This is a genomic window from Burkholderia sp. AW49-1 (assembly GCF_053427845.1).
On record NZ_JBSAXF010000011.1, the window covers coordinates 88,610 to 108,829 of the forward strand.

Sequence of the window (20,220 nt, forward strand, 5' to 3'; positions counted from 1 at the left end):
CCGGCTGCCGCACGCCCATTCGAAATACACGTCACCGTGGAATGCGCATTCGCCGCATACGGCGAATACCAGTTCAAATAAAGAGAGAGGGGCTTGTCGTGAATCACTCATTTCGATCGATATGGAGCGAAGCCGCCGGCTGCTGGGTCGCGGTTGCGGAAACGGCTCGGGCGCGCGGCAAGCGTTCGGGCAGCCGCTCGGCCGCAAGCCGCCGTGCCGGCCGCACGGCGATCCGCCGCTCGCCGCTGCGCGTCGCCGCGCTCGGTGCGGCGCTGGCCGCGCTGTCGGCCGGCTCCGCGTACGCATCGACCTGCGGGGATGGTTCGGCGGTCGCAAGCGACGGCAGTTGCGCGCTCGGCAGCGTCCGCCCGACCGTCAACGACAACCGGGCCGGCGCCACGACCGTGTCGGGCGGCGACACGGTCGGCGTGACGGGTGCATGGACGGGCGCCGCCGGCGACCCCGGCTATACGCTCACGCCGATCGGCAATACGTCCATCGTGTCGGGCGACCCGAACCAGCCGCTGCTGTCGCTCGGCGGCAAGACGCAGAGCGTCAGCACGCCCGACACGATCACGGGCACCCATACGTCGATCGCCACGTACAACTCGTCCGCGTTCGCCGCGTCGACGGCCGGCTCGACCAACGTGCCCGTCTACCACGACGTGAACGGCGACCAGTACGTGAACCTGCGAATCGGCACCGTCGACAACACCGGCGGCACGCTGAACGTGTCGATCGGCAACCCCGCGAACGCGCCCGACGCGGCCGGCAACGCGATCTCGATCGCGCCGAAGCAGACCGACCTGACCTTCGCGGACGGCACCGGCTCGGCAAAGAGCGTCGTCAACTGGAATTCGCGCAACCAGGTCTGGCTCGGCACCGGCGACTATCTCGCGAGCGGCGGTGCCGTCGGCAATCTCCAGCTCGACGTCCCGGCCTACGCGGGTACCTTCACCGCGTTCGACGGCAGCACATGGACCGTCACCGACGCCGCATCGCTCGCCGCGTACAACGACTTCCTGGTGCGCTCGGTCCAGAGCGGCGCGCTCGGCTCGCAGGCCGCCTACGACACGGCATTCGGCCAGGCCGTCACGTTCTCGAAGGAAACCTTCCAGTACGCGAACAACGTGTCCGCCGGCGACAAGAACACGCTGCCGATCGATCACCTGTCGGCCATGCACGGCACCGGCGCGAACGCGACGCTGCAGATCGGCAAGGACGGCCAGATCGACTTCCGCGGCACCAACACGATCGCGTCGAGTTCGGCCGTCCTCGCGGAAAACGGCGCGCACTTCGTCAACAACGGCCGCCTGTCGGGCGACTTCACGCTGGTGCGCCTGCTGAGCGGCGCGAGCGGCGTCAACAACGGCACGATCTCGTCCGGCTACGCGTCCGGCGACAATTTCGACACGAGCGGCAGCGCGCCGCCCGACAACTTCGGCTTCCACGCGTACACCGAGGGCAACGGCGTGTATGCAAGCGGCACGGGCACCTCGTTCGTCAACAACGGCGTGATGAACGTCGGCGCGTGGACGCTCGACGGCAACCGCCCCGACCTGCAGAACTACGCGGTGGCCGTGACGAGCGGTGCGAACGCGTCGAACGCCGGCACGATCAACGTCGGCGTCAACGCGACGACGCTCGACAGCCAGGTGATCGGCGGCCTCGCGGCCGGCGGCACCTTCACGAACGCGGCCGGCGGCACAATCTATCTCGGCCGCGCGGCCCAGTACGGACCGGGGGCAGCGGCGAACGACGTCGCGCTGTCCGCGCATTCCTACGGGATCCTGCTCGGCGCATCGGGCACCGCCAGCAACCTCGGCTCGATCGTGATCGGCTCGCAAACGCAAAACGGCGCCGGGATGGCGAGCATCGACTCGACGTCCGGTACGCTGCGCAACGCGGGCACGATCGTCGTGAACGGCGCGGCACCCGGCACGCCGTTCGCCAACGTCGGCATGCTCGCGGCCAATACGGCCGCGACCGTGACCAACACGGGCACGATCACGCTGAATGGCGTGAACGGCATCGGCATCATGGTGGTCGGCACCGGTGCGACCGCGACGGCCGCGACGTCGACCGGCACGATCAACGTGGCCGGCGGGCTCGATCCGGCGTCGGACACGCGCAACTACGGCGTGTGGGCCGAAGGGCCGCGCGCGAAGGCCACGGTCGACGGCGCGCTCAACCTGACCGGCAACGGCGCGATCGGCGTCCATGCGCGCTCGGGCGCGACGATCGACGTCGATGCCAACGCCGTGCCGGCCTTCATGTCGGGCACGAACCAGACCGGCTTCTACGCATACGGCGCCGGCTCGAAGATCAATGTCGCCGCGCAGCATCTGAGCGTCGATACCGACGATTCGACGCTGTTCCGCATCGCGGGCGGCGCGGCCTACACGGGCGCGTCGGCGGCCGGCACGCTGACGACCGACGTGAACGGCCAGCGCGCGCGCGGCGTGCTCGCGACGGGCGCCGGCACGACGCTGTCCACCGGCCACGCCACCTACAACGTCAACGGCGCGAACGGCATCGCGGTCGCGGTCGAAGGCGGCGCGAAGGGCACGATCGACTCGGGCGCGACCATCGGCCTGAAAGCAGCCGGCGCGATCGCGGGCACCGTCGACGGCCAGGCACACGCGCTCAGCGGCGCGAACGCCGGTACGCCGGTGGCGACGACGCTGACCAACAACGCGGCGGTCGCGTCGTCGACGGCCGGCGTGACCGGCTTCGTCGCGCAAAACCTCGGCACGCTCGAGAACCGCAATACGGTGCTGCTGACCGGCGCCGGCTCGACGGGGGTCGTGGCCGGCACGCTCGGCACGGTGAACAACGCATCGGCGATCCGCGTATCGAACGGCACCGGGGCGCTCGTGCAGGGCGCGTCGGCCACGCTCGCCAACGCGGGCACGATCGAGGCGGACGACGGCATCGCCGGCGTGCACCTGACGGGGTCCGGCGCGTCGGTCGCGCTGTCGGGCGCGGGCACCGTCGTCGCGAACGGCAACGCCGACGGCGTGCTGATCGACTCGACCGTATCGGGCGGCGGGATCGCGGCCGGCGCGACGTCGATCGCGGTGGGCGGCGCCGGCAAGGGCATCGACAACCTCGGCGCGAACACGACGATCGTGCTGTCGGGCACGCAGATCGGCACGACCGGCAACGGCGCCGACGGACTGTCGTCGACGGGCGCCGGCGCGCGCATCGCGACCGGTGCGGCGACCGTCGTGCGCACCGCCGGCGACGACGCGCGCGGCCTCTTCGTGACGGGCACGGATTCGACGCTCGCGGCCGGCGGTACGACCGTCGCGACGACGGGCGCCGGCGCGCACGCGATCGTCGCGGGCAGCGGCGCGACCGCCCTGCTGTCGGGCGCGAAGGTGTCCGCGGCGGGCACGGCGGCCGACGGCCTCGTCGCACGGAACGGCGGCCGCATCGGCGACACGGGTTCGTCGATCGCGAGCGCGGCCGGCAACGGCGCGACGGTCGACGGCGGCGGCGTGCTCGCGCTGACCGGCACGACGCTCGAGGGCGCGACGGCCGGCGTGCTGAGCACCGACACGCTCGCGACCGGCGCGACCAGCGCCGTGCTCGTCGACGGCGGCAGCGTCGCGTCCATCGCCGGGCCGGCATTCGCCGCGCGCGGCGGCACGGTCGACATCGCGGTGCGCAACGGCACCGTCGTGACGGCCGGCAACGGCACGCTGCTGGACCTCGCGAACGGCAGCACCGCAACCTTCAACGCATCGGCCGTGAATCTCGCCGGCGACATCGTGTCGGACGCGTCGAGCACCGGCAACGTGTTCCTCACGAACGGCACGACCCTCACCGGCAAGATCGACCCGGTCGCGCTGACCGTCGACGGCACGAGCACGTGGCACATGACCGGCAGCTCCGTGCTGAGCAGCCTGAACAACGCGGGTCTGGTCGCGTTCGCCGCGCCGTCCGGCGCGCCGGCGGCGGCAGGCAGCTACCGGACCCTGACGACGGGCAGTTATGTTGGCAACGGCGGCACGATCGCGCTGAACACCTATCTCGGCGCCGATGCATCGCCGACCGACCGGCTGATCGTGAACGGCGGCGCCGCGACGGGCACGACGGGGCTGAAAGTCGCGAACACGGCCGGAACCGGCGCGCAGACGACGGGCGACGGCATTCCGGTGGTCGTCACGACCAACGGCGGCACGACCTCCGCATCGGCGTTCCATCTCGCGGGCCCGGTGCAGGCAGGCGCATATGAATACCGGCTCTACCGCGGCGGCCAGAGCGATGCGAACGGCTGGTATCTGCGCTCGCAACTCGACCCGACGGACCCGGGCGATCCGGTCGGCCCGAACGTCATCAACGGCGGCGGCAATCTCGCGTACCGTCCAGGCGTTGCAGGCTATGCGATGACGCCGCTGCTGAACGCGGACTACGGCTTCTCGACGCTCGGCAAGCTGCACGAGCGCGTCGGCGACATCTACAACCTCGAGAAGCAGGCGCCGGGCAACCGCCACGGCGTCTGGGGCCGCGTGGGCGGACAGAGCCTCGATGCGAACGCGGGCCGCTTCGCGGCCGACGAGCGCACGTTCTTCGCGCAGTTCGGCAAGGACTGGACGCTCGACCAGGCGCCGGCCGGCGGCAGCACGCATGCGGGCGTGACGGCGAGCATCGGCGGCGCGAACGCGAGCTTCAGCGACATGGCACGCGCCGGCACGGCGGGCCTGTCGACGTCGACGGGCTCGGTCGAGATGCACGCGCAGAGCATCGGCGGCTACTGGACGCGCTACCTGTCCGACGGCACCTACTTCGACAGCGTCGGCCAGGTCACGCACTACGGCAACCGCTATCGCGACAGCTACGGCAACGAGGCATCGCAGAACGGCTTCGGCATCGCACTGTCGCAGGAGGTCGGCAAGCCGTTCGGGATCGGCGGCACGCCGATCGCGGTCGAGCCGCAGGCGCAACTGATGTACCAGTACCTGAAGCTGAACGGGTTCAACGACAACGTGTCGGCCGTGTCGGGCACGACGACCAGTGCGTTGCGCGGACGCGTCGGCGTGCGCATCTTCCGGCCGAACCTCGATGCGAACGCGGGCGGCGGCGCCGCGACGCCGTATTTCACGGCCGACGTGCTGCACGACTTCCTGTCGCCGGGCCAGACCGTCGTCGGCGGCACGCCGTTCGCGACGCACCTGGGCCGCACGTGGTACGAGCTCGGCCTTGGCGTGACCGCGGGCTTCGGCAAGTCGGGCGAGTTGTACGCGAACGTGAAATATGCGCGCAACCTCGGCGGCGATTACCGGCGCGGCGTCACCGGGCAGGTCGGCTACCGCTACAGCTGGTAACGCCCCGTGCCGGAATCCGTCCTTCGCCCGCGGTGACCGACGGGCAACAGGCGAAAAAAAAACGCCCGGCGTTCGGCCGGGCGGTTTGCGCATTCCGCGCGCACGGAGCGCGCGACGCACGAGCGTTCAGTGCAGGATCTTCGCGAGGAAGTCCTTCGCGCGATCCGACTTCGGATTCGAGAAGAAATCGTCCTTGCGATCGTCCTCGACGATCGCGCCCTTGTCCATGAAGATCACGCGATGGGCGACCTTCTTCGCAAAGCCCATTTCGTGCGTGACGACCATCATCGTCATCCCTTCCTGCGCGAGCTCGACCATCACGTCGAGCACTTCGTTGATCATCTCCGGATCGAGCGCGGACGTCGGTTCGTCGAACAGCATCGCGATCGGGTCCATCGACAGCGCGCGCGCGATCGCGACCCGCTGCTGCTGGCCGCCCGACAACTGCCCCGGAAACTTGTGCGCATGCGCCTTCAGGCCGACGCGATCGAGCAGCTTCATGCCCTTCTCGGTCGCTTCGTCCTTGCCGCGACCGAGCACCTTGATCTGCGCGAGCGTCAGGTTCTCGGTGATCGACAGGTGCGGGAACAGCTCGAAATGCTGGAACACCATCCCGACCTTCGAGCGCAGCTTCGACAGGTTCGTCTTCTTGTCGCCGACCGACTGGCCGTTCACGAGGATCTCGCCCTGCTGGAACGGCTCGAGGCCGTTCACGGTCTTGATCAGCGTCGACTTGCCCGAGCCCGACGGGCCGCACACCACGACCACCTCGCCTTTCTTCACCTCGGTCGTGCAATCGGCGAGGACCTGAAACTGGCCGTACCACTTCGAAACGTTCTTGATGGAAATCATCTTGTGACCTTTTTCTGGAGACCTTTGACGAGGGCAGACGCCACCGAGCAAATCACGAAATAGCATGCACCCGCGAACAGGACCATCTCGACGGTCGTGCCGTCGCGATCGCCGATGTTGGCGGCCGTGCGGAAGAAGTCCGCGAGACTGATCACGTACACGAGCGACGTGTCCTGGAACAGGACGATCGCCTGCGTGAGCAGCAGCGGCACCATCGCGCGGAACGCCTGCGGCAGGATCACGAGGCGCATGGCCTGCGCGTAGTTCATGCCGAGCGCGAACGCGGCATTCACCTGCCCGCGCGGCACCGCCTGGATACCGGCGCGGATGATCTCGGAATAATACGCGGCTTCGAACAGCGAGAACGCGACCATCGCCGACGCAAGCCGGATGTCGATCGTCGGCGACAGCCCGAGCACGCCCTGCAGCACCTGCGGCACGATCAGGAAGAACCACAGCAGCACCATCACGAGCGGGATGGAGCGGAACACCGTCACGTATGCCTTCGCGAACCACTCGAGCGGCTTCACGCCGGACAGCCGCATCAGCGCCAGCAGCGTGCCCCAGACGATGCCGATGACGATCGCGATCAGCGTGATCTTGAACGTGACGATCGCCCCCGTCCACAGCGTCGGGATCGCGCCGGGAATACTACTCCAGTCGAACTGATGCATCACTTGCCTCCGATGTAGCCGGGCAGCCGCGTGCGGCCTTCGATCCAGCGCATGAACGCCATCACGACGAGGTTGATGAGCACGTACGCGAGCGTCACCGCGATGAACGACTCGTAGGTCTGCGCGGTGTAGTCGACGAGCTGTCGGGCCTGCGCGGACAGGTCGAGCAGGCCGATCGTCGACGCGACCGCCGAGTTCTTGAAGATGTTCAGGAACTCGGACGTGAGCGGCGGCACGATGATCCGGTATGCAACCGGCAGCAGCACGTAGCGGTACGTCTGCCATTGCGTGAAGCCCATCGCGAGGCCGGCCGCGCGCTGGCCCTTCGGCAGCGCGTTGATCCCCGAGCGCACCTGTTCGCAGACGCGTGCGCCCGTGAACAGGCCGAGACAGATGATCGACGCGGTGAAGAACTGCGTGCCGGGCGGCAACTGCTTGATCCAGGTGCCGATCGACGCGGGCAGCAGTTCGGGCACGACGAGGTACCAGACGAAGAACTGCACGATCAGCGGGATGTTCCGGAAGATCGACACGTATACGGTGCCGATCGCGGACAGCCATTTGTTCGGCACCGTGCGCAGCACGCCGAACAGCGAACCGACGATCAGCGCGACGACCCAGGCGACGAGCGACACCTCGATCGTCACCCAGAATCCGGACATCAGCCATCCGAAGTAAGTCGTCGGCTCGCCGGTCGAGACGGGGCTCAGGAAGATGCCCCAGTTCCAGTGGTAAGACATGGGCAAGACTCCAGCAAAAAGAAACGGAAGAAGCGAAGCCTCTTCCGTTTCAGTAGCGTCATTTCTGCGTCAACGGCTGCGTGGTCAGTCGAGCGCCTTGTCGTTCGGGTTCGCGTACAGCTTCTTCATCGAATCGGACAGCGGGAAGTTCAGGTTCAGCCCCTTCGGCGGGATCGGGTTCTCGAACCACTTCGCGTAGATCTTCGCGGCCTCGCCCGATTTCTCGACTTGCGAGATCGCGTCGTCGACGACCTTCTTGAAGTCCGCATCGCCCTTTCGCATCATGCAGCCGTAAGCTTCCTCCGACTGCGGCGTGCCGACGATCACCCACTCGCCCGGCTGCTTCGCCTTCGCGCGCTCGCCCGCGAGCAGCGCGTCGTCCATCATGAACGCGACCGCGCGGCCCGACTCGAGCGTGTTGAACGAGTCGCCATGGTCCTTCGCGCTGATGATGTTCATGCCCAGCTGCTTGTCGTTGTTCATCTTGCGCAGCAGGCGCTCGGACGTCGTGCCGGCGGTGGTCACGACCGTCTTGCCCTTCAGGTCCGCGAAGTCCTTCACGCCCGAATCCTTCTTCGTCATCAGGCGCGTGCCGATCACGAAAATCGTGTCGGAGAATGCGGCCTGCTGCTGACGCTCCGTGTTGTTGGTCGTCGAGCCGCACTCGATGTCCACCGTGCCGTTCTGCACGAGCGGGATGCGGTTCTGCGACGTCACCGGGATGTTCTTGACCTGCAGGTTCGGCAGGTTCAGCTTCTTCTTCACCGCGTCCACGACCTTCATCTGGAATTCGCGCGAATAACCGACGACCTGCTGGTTCTGGTCATAGTAGGAGAACGGAATCGACGATTCGCGGTGACCCAGCGAGATCACGCCCGTGTCCTTGATCTTCTTCAGCGTGCCGGTCTCCTGTGCATGCGCGCCGCTCGCGAACGCGCACAGCGCCGCGACCATCAGGACTGCCTTCTGGTATTTCATTTTGGTCATCTCCTTGGCTAAAACCCGCGCCAGTGTATCAAAGTAATATTTTTGAAAGTACTGGTTGTTTACCGTACTACGAATCGTCCTGAACGAAGCCGTCCTCCCGGCTTCGCGCGCCCTTGGCGGCGCCTGAATGCGCACGCGGGCGGCGCCGGATTCGGCACCGCCCGCGAGGGTTCATGCACACAATCGGGTGGATTGCGTCATGCTTTTGTCATAGTCTCCGATCGTCTCGGCAATGACCGATCAGGGATACAGGCCGCGCATTTCGCGCGCCATCAGGATGCGCTTGCACGCGACGATGAACGCCGCCGTACGCACCGACACCTTGTGCTCCTCCGCGACCGCCCACACGCCGGCGAACGCTTCGCGCATCACGCGCTCGAGACGGTGGTTGATCTCGTCTTCCGTCCAGAAGAAGCTCGAGAAGTCCTGCACCCACTCGAAGTACGACACGGTCACGCCGCCCGCGTTCGCGATCACGTCGGGGATCACGAGCACGCCGTTCGCGCTCAGGATGTCGTCGGCCGCCGTCGTCGTCGGGCCGTTCGCGCCTTCGACGATGATCTTCGTGCGGATCTTCGATGCGTTCTTCTCGGTGATCTGGTTTTCCAGTGCCGCCGGGATCAGGATGTCGGTCTCGACCGTCCAGAACTCGTCGTTCGGCATCGGTTCGGCGCCCTCGAAGCCCGCGACGCCGCCCGTGCGTGCGACGTGGTCGAGCAGCTTGTTCGAATCGAGGCCGGCCGGCTGGTAGATCGTGCCCGTGTGATCCTGCACCGCGATCACCTTCGAACCCGCTTCCTGGAACAGCTTCGCCGCGATGCCGCCGACGTTGCCGAAGCCCTGCACCGCGATGCGCGCACCTTCGATCTCGAGGCCCTTCTTCTTCGCCGCCTCGCAACCGACGACGAACACGCCGCGGCCCGTCGCTTCCTTGCGGCCGAGCGAACCGCCGAGCGAGATCGGCTTGCCGGTCACGACGCCGGTCGACGTCTGGCCCTGGTTCATCGAGAACGTGTCCATCATCCACGCCATCACCTGTTCGTTGGTGTTGACGTCCGGTGCCGGAATGTCGGTGTTCGGGCCGATGATGATGCCGATTTCGCTGGTGTAGCGACGCGTCACGCGTTCGAGCTCACCGCGCGACAGCTTGCGCGGGTCGACGCGGATGCCGCCCTTCGCACCGCCGTACGGCACGTTCACGGCCGCGTTCTTCACCGACATCCATGCCGACAGTGCCATCACTTCCGACAGCGTCACGTCCTGGTGGTAGCGCACGCCGCCCTTGCCCGGACCGCGCGACACGTTGTGCTGCACGCGATAGCCCTCGAAGTGCGCGACGGTACCGTTGTCGAGCTCGATGGGCACGTCGACGATCAGGATGCGCTTCGGACGCTTCAGCGTTTCCAGCCAGCGCGACAGCGAACCGAGGTACGGTGCGACGCGATCGACCTGCTGAAGGTAGTTGCCCCACGGGCCGAGATCGTCGGCATGAAGGTAGGACGGGATGGACTGCAGTTGCGAAGACATGGACGCTCCAACGTTCAACGGATTGCGCACATTGTCGAAAAACCCGTTTTTTTTATCCAATGCCGTTTGCTTATTCGATTATGCGTTTCTTGCATGATCGCGATTTTTCGCAAATCCGCGGTCGATTTGCGCAAGAACGCCCGCGATCGGTCGTGCATCGCGTCGGCGAAAAGTCGGCGGGGGAAATACGCGGAACGCCCGCCGGACGTGCGTCCGATGGGCGCGGCAAGCGCGTCGGCGGCGGCGTGCGCTCGGCTGGCGCGGTTAACCGCCCACGGTTAACCGGCGGTTTCGCGCAGCTCGTCGCGCACGACTTCCCACAGCGCGCGCACGAGCTTCTGATGCGGGTCGTCGCCCTGCAGCGCGAGCTTGTCGCAGTACAGGCGGATCTCCATCGTCAGCGTGAACGGGTGCGTGCCGCCGCGCGCGGACCGGTCCAGCCGGATCAGGCGGCCGCTTGCCACCGCATCCTCGACCGCGCTGTGCGGCAGGAACGCGACGCCGTGGCCCGCGAGCGCCATCGCCTTCAGCCCTTCGGCCATGTCGGTTTCGTACACGCGATCGAGAAACAGCGACGTCGGTGCGTTCGCAACGATGACTTCGGTCATCCGGCCGAGATACGCGTTCGGCGTATACGACAAGTACGGCACGCGCGCCTCGGCCGTGCCCGGCAGCGTGTAGCGCGGCCGGCCCGCGCGGCCCGGCGCCGAAAATGCGCTGATCGGCTCGCTGCCGAGGACCAGCATGTCGTAGCGGGCCGGATCGAGCGCGACGGGGTGGCTCGGGTGGTGGTAGCCCATCACGAGATCGCAGCCGCCCTCGACCAGAGACAGCACGGCGTCGTGCACGTTCAGCGCGCGCAGCCGCGTGTGGACCTGCCCCATCTTCGCCTCGATCCGCTGCAGCCAGCGCGGAAAATACGTGAGCGACAGCGTATGCGGCACCGCGAACTCGATGGTCGGCACCGGCGCGCCGACGTGGCCGCGCAGCAGCGTGCGCGCCTCGTGCGCCTGCGACAGCATCGTCAGCGCCTGCTCGTAGAAGATCTGGCCGGCCTGCGTGAGCCGCGTCGGATAGACCGAACGATCGATCAGTTCGGTCGCGAGCCACGCCTCGAGCGCCTGGATGCGCCGCGAGAACGCGGGCTGCGACACGTGCCGCAGTTCGGCGGACCGGCTAAAGCTGCGCGTTTCCGCGAGCGAGACGAAGTCTTCGAGCCATTTCAGTTCCATGCAGGCGGGCGCGACGGGCGGCGGTCGGGAGGAAGCCTGCATTCTACCGGCGGGCGGGCCAGCCCGGCGGTGCGGCGACCAGCCCGGCGAGCCGGCCCGGGCGCCGGCCGGCGTCCGCATGCGTGCCGATCGCGTACGGCGGGCGGCGGCCGGACCGGTTCGGCCGGAATCGCCCCGCGCCAATGGTAAAATGTCGGATTCTCCTCCCCTCGTTCGCACCGGCCCCAAAGGCCACGCCCGATCATGTCCGACACTCGTCCCGATACGCTTTTCGCCCTCACCGCGCTCTCGCCCATCGACGGCCGCTACGCCAGCAAGACCGAAGCGCTGCGCGACTGGCTCTCCGAAGCCGCCTTCATGCGCCACCGCGTCACCGTCGAGGTGCACTGGCTGATCGCGCTGTCGCGCGCCGGCTTCGCGGAAGTCCCGCGCTTCTCGGACGCCTCCGAACAATTCCTGCTGCAGCTCGCCGAGCGCTTCACGGCGCACGACGCCGCGCGCATCAAGGAAATCGAGCGCGTGACGAACCACGACGTGAAGGCCGTCGAATACTGGCTGAAGGAATCGGTCAAGGGCCAGGCCGAACTCGAGAAGGCCAGCGAATTCATCCACTTCGCGTGCACGTCCGAGGACATCAACAACACGTCGCACGGGATGATGCTCGCCGGCGCGCGCGAGCACGTGATCGTGCCGGCGCTGCGCACGGTCCACCAGCGCCTCGTCGCGCTGTCGCACGCGCTTGCCGAGCAGCCGATGCTGTCGCGCACGCACGGCCAGCCGGCCAGCCCGACGACGCTCGGCAAGGAGCTCGCGAACGTCGCCGCCCGCCTCGCGCGCGCGATCACGCGCATCGAGAAGGTCGAGATCCTCGGCAAGATGAACGGCGCGGTCGGCAACTTCAACGCGCATCTTTCCGCGTATCCGGAATTCGACTGGGAAGCGTTCTCGCGCGACGTGATCGAGAACCGCCTGAAGCTCACCTTCAACCCGTACACGATCCAAATCGAGCCGCACGACTACATGGCCGAGCTGTTCGATGCCGTCGCGCGCGCGAACACGATCCTGCTCGACCTCGACCGCGACGTGTGGGGCTACATCTCGGTCGGCTACTTCAAGCAGAAGACGAAGGCCGGCGAGATCGGTTCGTCGACGATGCCGCACAAGGTCAACCCGATCGACTTCGAGAATTCGGAAGGCAACCTCGGCCTCGCGAACGCGACGCTGCGCCACCTCGCCGACAAGCTGCCGGTGTCGCGCTGGCAGCGCGACCTGACCGACTCGACGGTGCTGCGCAACATGGGCGTCGCACTCGGTTATTCGCTGCTCGCGTACGACTCGCTGATCCGCGGCCTCGACAAGCTCGAAGTGAACCCGCAGCGCCTGAACGAAGACCTCGACAACTGCTGGGAAGTGCTCGCGGAGCCGGTGCAGACGGTGATGCGCCGCTACGGCATCGAGAACCCGTACGAGCAGCTGAAGGAACTGACGCGCGGCAAGGGCATCACGCGCGAAGCGCTGCAGGAATTCGTCGGCACGCTGGCGATCCCGCAGGACGCGAAGGACCGCCTGCTCGCGATGACGCCTGCGTCGTACATCGGCAAGGCCGTCGAACTCGCAAAGCGGATCGCGTAAGCGCCGCCGTCGCCGGACGGAAAAAAGCCCGATGCGAGCAATCGCATCGGGCTTTTTCATTGGCGGCTCGCGCGCGCTCGGTACGCGGCAACGCCGGCGATCAGAACGAAATCATCCGCCCCGGATTGATCGCGCTCATCACGCTCATCGCCGCCTTCGCGGCAGGAATCGCGATCGGCGACAGTTGCCGGCCGAGCGGAATCTCGCGGTGGTCGATTCCGGTCAGCATCGAGAAATCGTCGTTGCGTCCGACGAAGTCGTCGCAGATCGCCTTGCCGATCCGCACCGTCTGCGCGACGCCATGCCCGCTCCAGCCCTGCACCATGTACATCGGCACGCGGCCGTCGGTCTTGCGGCTGTCGGTCGCGCCGTTCAGCGTGAAGTCGCTGACGCCGCTCCAGCAGTAGTCGAGCGCGAACTGGCCGTCGACCTGCGGGAACACCGTGTTCAGCCGCGTCAGCAGATACGCGTTCACATCGGGCTGCGGCCAGCACGTGCCTGTGCCCTGCCCGCCGAACAGCAGGCGATTGCCGCGCACCGGCCGGTAATAGTCGATCTGGAACTGCGTGTCGTACACCGGCATGCCGGCCGGCATCAGCGTCGCGACGTCGACGTCGAGCGGTGCCGTCACGCTCACGTACGTGAAGAACGGCACGGTGGTGGTGGCGCCGTCGTCCAGCAGCCGGAACGTCGTGTTGTGCAGCGCGAGCACGACGCCACGGCGCGCGGTGATCGTGCCACCCGGCGTCGTCGCGACGACACCTGCCGGCGTTTCGTCGAGCTCCAGCACCTCGGTGCCCTCGTACAGCGCGCCGCCGTTCAGCCGGAAGCCGTGCACGAGGCCGCGCACCAGCGCGAGCGGATGAAGCTGGCCACCGGTCGCGTCGATCGCCGCGCCGTGATACAGCCCCGAGCGCACGTATTCGTCGTGCAGCTGATGGCGGCCGACGAGCGTCACGCCGGCGTCGCCGAGATGGCGGCGTGCGTCCGCGCCGTCGAGCAGCGCGCTCATGTGGCCCGGGTGGACCGCCGCCGTGATGTGGCCGCGCTTGCGGTCGAGGTCGAGCGCGTAACGCGCGCCGATCGCGTCGATCAGGTCCATCGATTCGGCCGACGCGAAGCGCCACAGCCGCTTCGCGTCGTCGTGCGACAGATGGTCGATCATGTCGGCCGCTTCCCAGCGCGCGAGGCCCGGCGTGAGCTGGCCGCCGTTGCGGCCCGACGCCGCGGAGCCGACGTGATGCTTGTCGACGAGAATCGTGTCGACACCCGCTTCCGCGAGATGCAGCGCAGCCGATGCGCCGAGCAGCCCCGCGCCGATCACCAGCACGTCGCACACCGTGTCATGCGCGAGCGGCGCGCTGTTTTCATGGCGCGACAACGACGCCTCGTACCAGTTGGCCGGGCGCTCGCCGTCGTAGCGCGACGGATCACACCAGTTCCAGTTGTCCTTTTCGATGTTCAGTTGCGTCTGGTCGAAACGCGATTCGCCCTGGATCAGGGGTTTGTGATTCGAAGTCATGATTGCACTTGCATGGTCTTGGGCCGCCTGTCGAAGGGCCGTTCAGGCTTCGCGGGTGGGGCAGCCGGTTCCACTTGGGTGTCAACGAGATAAAGGGCGCGAAGGCCCGTGTTGACGGCAGGCACGCTCGTGCCTGCCAGGATCCCGGACCGTGCGAAAGCACGCATTGAAAGGTGCCGGGACACCCAATTTCTACACCGCAGAAATAATTCTACAGCGTAGAATACACTTTCGTCAAGATTACAACCGCTGTCATCCTGCTTCCATGAAAGACAAACCTGCCCAAGGCCCGCGCGGCCTCGACAAGGATGCGATCGTCGCGGCCGCGCTCGCGCTGCTCGAAGAGGTCGGCGAAGCCGCGTTCAGCGTGCGCAAGCTCGCGCAGTCGGTCGGCTGCGACCCGATGAGCGTGCTCTATCACTTCAAGTCGAAAGAGGGCCTGAGCCGTGCGATCGCGAACGCGCTGTCGCGCTCGCTCGTGCCGGTCGATCCTTCGCTGCCGTGGCGCGAGCGGCTGCGCGATCTCGCACGCCAGTATCGCGCGCTCGCGCTGCGCCACCCCGCCGCGTTCGCGCTGCTGCAGCGTCACATGAGCACCGGGCCGGCCGATCTCGCGCACATCGAGACCGTGCATCGTGCGCTGGCCGATGCCGGCATCCCGCGCACCGCGCTGCCGTCCGTGTGCGTCGGCTGGTATGCGAGCGTGATCGGCCTCGCCGCCGCCGAGGCCGGCGGCCTCACGCGGCCCGCGAACGAGGTCGAGCTCGCGGAAATGCATGCGCTGTCCGATACCGCGCATCCCCTCGTCAAATCGGCCGCCCCGCTCTATGCGCAGCTCGATCCGGCCGCCGTGCACGACACGATGCTGGACGTGCTGCTCGACGGCATCGCGCAGCACGCCCGCGCGACCTGAGCGGCGCGACGCACCGCCAACGAAAAAAGGCGCCCCGAGGGCGCCTTTTTCACTGCTGCATGACGATTGCCGCGAACCGCGCTCAGTGCTGCTGCGCGATACCGATCTTCAGCATGACCTGATCGACGATCTGTTCGGGCGTCAGCTCGATGCTGACTACGATCGCTTCATCCGGGCCCGGTTCCTCGAGCGTGTCGAGCTGGCTCTTCAGCAGCGACGGATCGAAGAAATGGCCGGTACGGGTCTTCAGGCGCTCGTGCAACACCTCGAACGAACCCTTCAGATACACGAACCGCACGTCGGTATCGGAGCCGCGCAGCACGTCGCGGTACGACCGCTTCAGCGACGAGCAGGTGAACACGGCGGTCTCGCCGGCACGCTGCTTCTCCTCGATGGCCGCGCGGATCGTGCGCAGCCACGGCCAGCGGTCGTCGTCGGTCAGCGGAATGCCGTTGTGCATCTTTTCCTTGTTCGCCGCGCTGTGAAACGCGTCGCCGTCGGTATAGCTGCACGACAGGCGTTCTGCCAGCATTTCGCCGATTCGCGATTTGCCCGCGCCCGACACGCCCATTGCGATCAGAATCATTGACTACCCCTTGTTACAAAACCACGCTCAGCAGCAGCGTAAAGCTCAGACCGAGCACCGAGATGATGGTTTCAAGCAGCGACCAGGTCTTGAACGTCTGGCCGACCGTCATCCCGAAATATTCCTTGATCAGCCAGAAGCCGCCATCGTTCACGTGCGAGAAGATCAGCGAGCCCGAGCCCGTCGCGAGCACGAGCAGCTCCGGACGAACCGCCGCGCCCGACGCCGCCGCGATCGGCGCGACGATGCCGCAGGCCGTCGTCATCGCGACCGTCGCCGAACCCGTCGCCAGACGCATCAGCGCCGCGACGAACCAGCCGAGCAGCAGCGGCGACAGGTGCGCGTGCTTCGCGGTCTCGACGATCTGCTGCGAGATCCCGCTGTCGCGCAGGACGCCGCCGAAGCCGCCGCCCGCACCGACGATCAGCGTGATGCCTGCGATCGGCGCCAGGCACTCGCCGCAGAACTTCTGGATCTGGTCGCGGTTGAAGCCCTGCAGCTTGCCGAACGTGAAGAAGCTCACGAGCACGGCGATCAGCAGCGCGACGTCGGAGTTGCCGGCGAAGCGCAGCAGGTTGTTCGGCAGCGACTTCGGTGCGAACACCAGGTCGGCCCAGCTGCCGACGAGCATCAGCACGACAGGCAGCAGGATCGTGAACAGCGTGATGCCGAAACTCGGCAGTTCGCGCTTGCGGCCATCCGTGTGCGTATCGACGAACTGCGCCGCGAGCGGGTTGTTTTCCGGCAGCTTCACGAACTTCGAGATCATCAGCGCGAACAGCGGACCGGCGATGATCGCGGTCGGCACGCCGACGATCAGGCCGAATGCGATCGTCTTGCCGATATCGGCGCCGTATTGCTGAACGGCCAGCAGCGCGGCCGGGTGCGGCGGGATCAGCCCGTGCACGACGGACAGGCCGGCCACCATCGGCAGACCGACGACGAGCAGCGACTTGCCGGTGCGCTTCGCGACGTTGAACGCGATCGGGATCAGCAGCACGAAGCCGACTTCGAAGAACACCGGCAGGCCGACGATGATCGCGACGAACATCATCGCCCAGTGAATGTTCTTTTCACCGAACCAGTCGATCAGCGTGGTCGCGATCCGTTCGGCGCCGCCCGATTCGGCCATCATCTTGCCGAGCATCGTGCCGAGGCCGACGACGATCGCGATGTGGCCGAGCGTGCCGCCCGTGCCCGTTTCGAACGACTTGACGATCTTGTCCATCGGCATGCCGACGACGAGACCCAGGCCCAGCGAAACGATGATCAGCACCAGGAACGGGTAGATCTTGTAGCGCGCGATCATCAGGATCAGCGCGGCAATCGCGATCAGCGTGAATACGAGCAGCATGCTGCCTTGGACAGCCCCCATGTGGCACTCCTCCTAGGATTGTTCGAAACCGGGCGAGTTGTTGCGAGTATGCCCGGCTATGCAGGTCTCCGAAACACGGGAGGTAACCCACCCCGTGAGGACGCTGAATTTTACTTATCTTTACGGCCCGCGGATAGAACCGGTTCCATCAGCAAAAACCCTCGGTAAAACAAGCACTAAGCGCTTGCTTGCCGAGGGTCAAACCTTCATTTCGTACAAGTATTAACGGTGAAGCTGGCTTGCGGCTTGCGCGAGACGCGTGACCTCGGCCCAGTCCTGCGCGGCGAGCGCGGCCTTCGGCGTGAGCCACGAACCGCCGACGCACACGACGTTCGGCAGCTTCAGGAAATTCGGCGCAGTGTCGACCGTGATGCCGCCCGTCGGGCAGAACTTCAGCGCCGGGAACGGGCCGTGGAACGCCTGCAGCATCGGCACGCCGCCGGCCTGCTGCGCGGGGAAGAACTTGACGATTTCGTAGCCGAATTCGAGCGCCTGAATGATGTCGCTCGGCGTCATCACGCCCGGCAGCAGCGGCAGGCCGGCGTCGAGCGACGCGAGGTGCAGGTCCTTCGTCAGGCCCGGCGACACGCCGAACTTCGCCCCCGCGCGCTTCGCCTGCTCGCAGTGCTCGGGCTTCGTGATCGTGCCGACGCCGACGACGATGTCGTCCGCGAGCTGGCTCGCGCGCTGGATCGCCTCGAGGCCCGCCGGCGTACGCAGCGTGATCTCGAGCACCTTGACGCCGCCCGCGTGCAATGCGCGCGACACGTGTTCGCCCTGCTCGACCGAGTCGAATGCGAGCACCGGAATCACCGGGCCCAGCTTCACGATTTCAGCAATCGTCTTCATCAAATTCGCTCCTTGAAATTCATGCAGAGACGCGGACGGCCGCTTCGCCGACCAGCGCCCCGAAAACCGATGCGCCCTGCTCGGCCGGCGCGGCCGCCGCGCGGAACACGCCGAACAGTTCGCGACCGAAACCGACTTCGTTCTCGGCCTGGTGCAGCGGCTGCGCGACCGGGCGTGCCTGCCACTCGGCATCGTCGACCTCGATGTCGAGGATGCCGGCTTCCGCGTCGATCACGAGCGTGTCGCCCGTCTTCACCTTGCCGAGCGGGCCCGCCAGCAGCGCTTCCGGCGACACGTGGATCACGGCCGGCACCTTGCCCGACGCACCGGACATGCGGCCGTCGGTCACGAGCGCGACGTGGAAGCCCTGATCCTGCAGCACGCCGAGCAGCGGCGTCAAACGGTGCAGCTCGGGCATCCCGTTGGCGCGCGCGCCCTGGAAGCGCACGACCGCGACGAAATCGCGCTTCAGCTCGCCGCGATCGAACGCCTCCTGCACGGCTTCCTGCGAATCGAACACGATCGCGGGCGCGGTCACCTTGCGGTGCTCGGGCGCGACCGCCGAAATCTTGATCACGCCGCGGCCGAGCCGGCCCTGCATCAGGCGCAGGCCGCCGTCCGGCTGGAACGGGTCGCGAATGCCGCGCAGCACCTTCGTGTCGTGGCTCTCGGCCGTGCCGTCGACCCACGTCAGCTTGCCGTCGATCAGCTTCGGCTCCTTCGTGTAGTGCGACAGCCCCTTACCCGCGACGGTCGTCACGTCTTCGTGCAGCAGCCCGCCTTCGAGCAGGTTGCGCACCAGGAACGCGACGCCGCCGGCCGCGTGGAAATGGTTCACGTCGGCCTTGCCGTTCGGGTAGATCTTCGCGAGCAGCGGCACGACCGCCGACAGCTCGTCGAAATCGTTCCAGTCGATCAGGATGCCGGCCGCGCGCGCGATCGCGACGAGGTGCAGCGTGTGATTGGTCGAGCCGCCCGTCGCGAGCAGCGCGACGATCCCGTTGACGATCGCCTTCTCGTCGATCACGTGGCCGATCGGCGTGTACTGGCCGCGCTCGACCGTCAGGTCGAGCACGCGGCGCGCCGCTTCGGCCGTCAGCGCGGTACGCAGCGGCGTGTGCGGATGAATGAACGCCGAACCCGGCAGATGCAGGCCCATCAGTTCCATCAGCATCTGGTTGCTGTTCGCGGTGCCGTAGAACGTGCAGGTGCCATGACCGTGATACGCGGCGGATTCGGCTTCGAGCAGCGCGTCGCGGCCGACCTGGCCGGTCGCGAACTGCTGGCGGATCTTTGCCTTGTCGTCGTTCGACAGGCCGCTCGTCATCGGGCCGGCCGGCACGAAGATGGTCGGCAGGTGGCCGAACTGGAGCGCGCCGATCAGCAGGCCCGGCACGATCTTGTCGCAGATGCCGAGGCAGAGCGCCGCGTCGAACATGTTGTGCGTGAGCGCGATCGCCGTGCCCATCGCGATCGCCTCGCGGGAGAACAGCGACAGCTCCATCCCCGGATTGCCCTGCGTGACGCCGTCGCACATCGCGGGCACGCCGCCGGCGAACTGCGCAACGCCGCCGTTCTCGCGTGCGGCGGCCTTGATGATGTCGGGGAAATCCTTGTACGGCGCGTGCGCGGACAGCATCTCGTTGTACGAGGACACGATGCCGATGTTCGGCTCGCGGATCGCCTTGATCTGGAATTTGTCGCTGCCTTCGAGACCCGCGAAGCCGTGCGCGAGGTTCGCGCACGACAGCGCGCCACGCGCCGGGAACTTGCCCTGCGCGCCGTCGATGCGCTGCAGATAGGCGGAACGGGTCGATTGGCTGCGGGCGATCACGCGTTCGGTGACTTTCGCCAGGGTGGGGTGCAGCGACGTCATGCTGGGCGCTCCTGTATGCCGGACGACACCGGCGGTTGGAATCGTGGGGACGGTCGAGTGCGTCGAACGAACGAAGCCAGTCTAGTAGAAAAACTACAAGCATGCAATGCGGATTCACATGC

Annotated in this window: 14 protein-coding genes; 3 read left to right on the top strand and 11 right to left on the bottom strand. The window is 66.9% G+C overall.

The window, feature by feature from the left end:
* Nucleotides 1-98 precede the first annotated feature (98 nt).
* Nucleotides 99-5,333, top strand: a complete 5,235-nt coding sequence (locus tag ACV22W_RS18475; RefSeq protein WP_448020906.1) for an autotransporter outer membrane beta-barrel domain-containing protein — start codon at nucleotides 99-101, stop codon at nucleotides 5,331-5,333.
* 126 nt (nucleotides 5,334-5,459) lie between these two features.
* On the opposite strand, the gene ACV22W_RS18480 is transcribed toward ACV22W_RS18475, so the two are convergent.
* The 6 genes from ACV22W_RS18480 to ACV22W_RS18505 form a co-directional block, all read right to left on the bottom strand.
* Nucleotides 5,460-6,185 (bottom strand): amino acid ABC transporter ATP-binding protein, encoded by a 726-nt coding sequence (locus ACV22W_RS18480; protein WP_059465398.1) that lies wholly within the window; start codon nucleotides 6,183-6,185, stop codon nucleotides 5,460-5,462.
* The gene (gene gltK, locus ACV22W_RS18485; protein ID WP_448020908.1) at nucleotides 6,182-6,859 is read right to left on the bottom strand and encodes a glutamate/aspartate ABC transporter permease GltK; all 678 of its coding nucleotides are present in this window, start codon (nucleotides 6,857-6,859) and stop codon (nucleotides 6,182-6,184) included. The genes ACV22W_RS18480 and gltK overlap by 4 nt, the downstream gene beginning before the upstream one ends.
* On the bottom strand, nucleotides 6,859-7,599 hold the full coding sequence (locus ACV22W_RS18490) for an amino acid ABC transporter permease (protein WP_059535316.1): 741 nt from the start codon (nucleotides 7,597-7,599) through the stop codon (nucleotides 6,859-6,861). Before ACV22W_RS18490 ends, gltK begins: the two co-directional genes overlap by 1 nt.
* 84 nt (nucleotides 7,600-7,683) lie before the next feature.
* On the bottom strand, nucleotides 7,684-8,577 hold the full coding sequence (locus ACV22W_RS18495; RefSeq protein WP_448020910.1) for a glutamate/aspartate ABC transporter substrate-binding protein: 894 nt from the start codon (nucleotides 8,575-8,577) through the stop codon (nucleotides 7,684-7,686).
* A gap of 249 nt (nucleotides 8,578-8,826) precedes the next feature.
* Nucleotides 8,827-10,113 carry a Glu/Leu/Phe/Val family dehydrogenase gene (locus tag ACV22W_RS18500; RefSeq protein WP_059465395.1) on the bottom strand — a complete coding sequence of 429 codons (1,287 nt, stop codon included), beginning with the start codon at nucleotides 10,111-10,113 and terminating at the stop codon, nucleotides 8,827-8,829.
* Between the two features lie 278 nt (nucleotides 10,114-10,391).
* On the bottom strand, nucleotides 10,392-11,345 hold the full coding sequence (locus ACV22W_RS18505) for a LysR substrate-binding domain-containing protein (protein WP_059535314.1): 954 nt from the start codon (nucleotides 11,343-11,345) through the stop codon (nucleotides 10,392-10,394).
* Between the two features lie 243 nt (nucleotides 11,346-11,588).
* On the opposite strand from ACV22W_RS18505, the gene purB reads away from it, so the two are divergent.
* Nucleotides 11,589-12,977 carry an adenylosuccinate lyase gene (gene purB, locus ACV22W_RS18510; protein ID WP_059535312.1) on the top strand — a complete coding sequence of 463 codons (1,389 nt, stop codon included), beginning with the start codon at nucleotides 11,589-11,591 and terminating at the stop codon, nucleotides 12,975-12,977.
* 100 nt (nucleotides 12,978-13,077) lie between these two features.
* Here purB and ACV22W_RS18515 read toward each other — a convergent pair whose 3' ends face one another.
* Nucleotides 13,078-14,499: an NAD(P)/FAD-dependent oxidoreductase gene (locus tag ACV22W_RS18515; protein WP_448020911.1), complete on the bottom strand. Its 1,422-nt coding sequence runs from the start codon at nucleotides 14,497-14,499 to the stop codon at nucleotides 13,078-13,080.
* A gap of 265 nt (nucleotides 14,500-14,764) precedes the next feature.
* On the opposite strand from ACV22W_RS18515, the gene ACV22W_RS18520 reads away from it, so the two are divergent.
* Nucleotides 14,765-15,412: a TetR/AcrR family transcriptional regulator gene (locus tag ACV22W_RS18520; protein WP_448020913.1), complete on the top strand. Its 648-nt coding sequence runs from the start codon at nucleotides 14,765-14,767 to the stop codon at nucleotides 15,410-15,412.
* An 82-nt stretch (nucleotides 15,413-15,494) separates the two neighbouring features.
* On the opposite strand, the gene ACV22W_RS18525 is transcribed toward ACV22W_RS18520, so the two are convergent.
* From ACV22W_RS18525 to edd, 4 genes are all read right to left on the bottom strand, one after another.
* On the bottom strand, nucleotides 15,495-15,998 hold the full coding sequence (locus tag ACV22W_RS18525) for a gluconokinase (protein WP_059535306.1): 504 nt from the start codon (nucleotides 15,996-15,998) through the stop codon (nucleotides 15,495-15,497).
* A 13-nt stretch (nucleotides 15,999-16,011) separates the two neighbouring features.
* Nucleotides 16,012-17,373 (bottom strand): GntP family permease, encoded by a 1,362-nt coding sequence (locus tag ACV22W_RS18530; protein WP_059535304.1) that lies wholly within the window; start codon nucleotides 17,371-17,373, stop codon nucleotides 16,012-16,014.
* Between the two features lie 222 nt (nucleotides 17,374-17,595).
* Complete coding sequence (gene eda, locus ACV22W_RS18535; protein ID WP_059465387.1) at nucleotides 17,596-18,222, bottom strand: bifunctional 4-hydroxy-2-oxoglutarate aldolase/2-dehydro-3-deoxy-phosphogluconate aldolase; 627 nt, start codon at nucleotides 18,220-18,222, stop codon at nucleotides 17,596-17,598.
* A 19-nt stretch (nucleotides 18,223-18,241) separates the two neighbouring features.
* The gene (gene edd / locus ACV22W_RS18540) at nucleotides 18,242-20,098 is read right to left on the bottom strand and encodes a phosphogluconate dehydratase (protein ID WP_448020915.1); all 1,857 of its coding nucleotides are present in this window, start codon (nucleotides 20,096-20,098) and stop codon (nucleotides 18,242-18,244) included.
* Nucleotides 20,099-20,220: the final 122 nt, after the last annotated feature.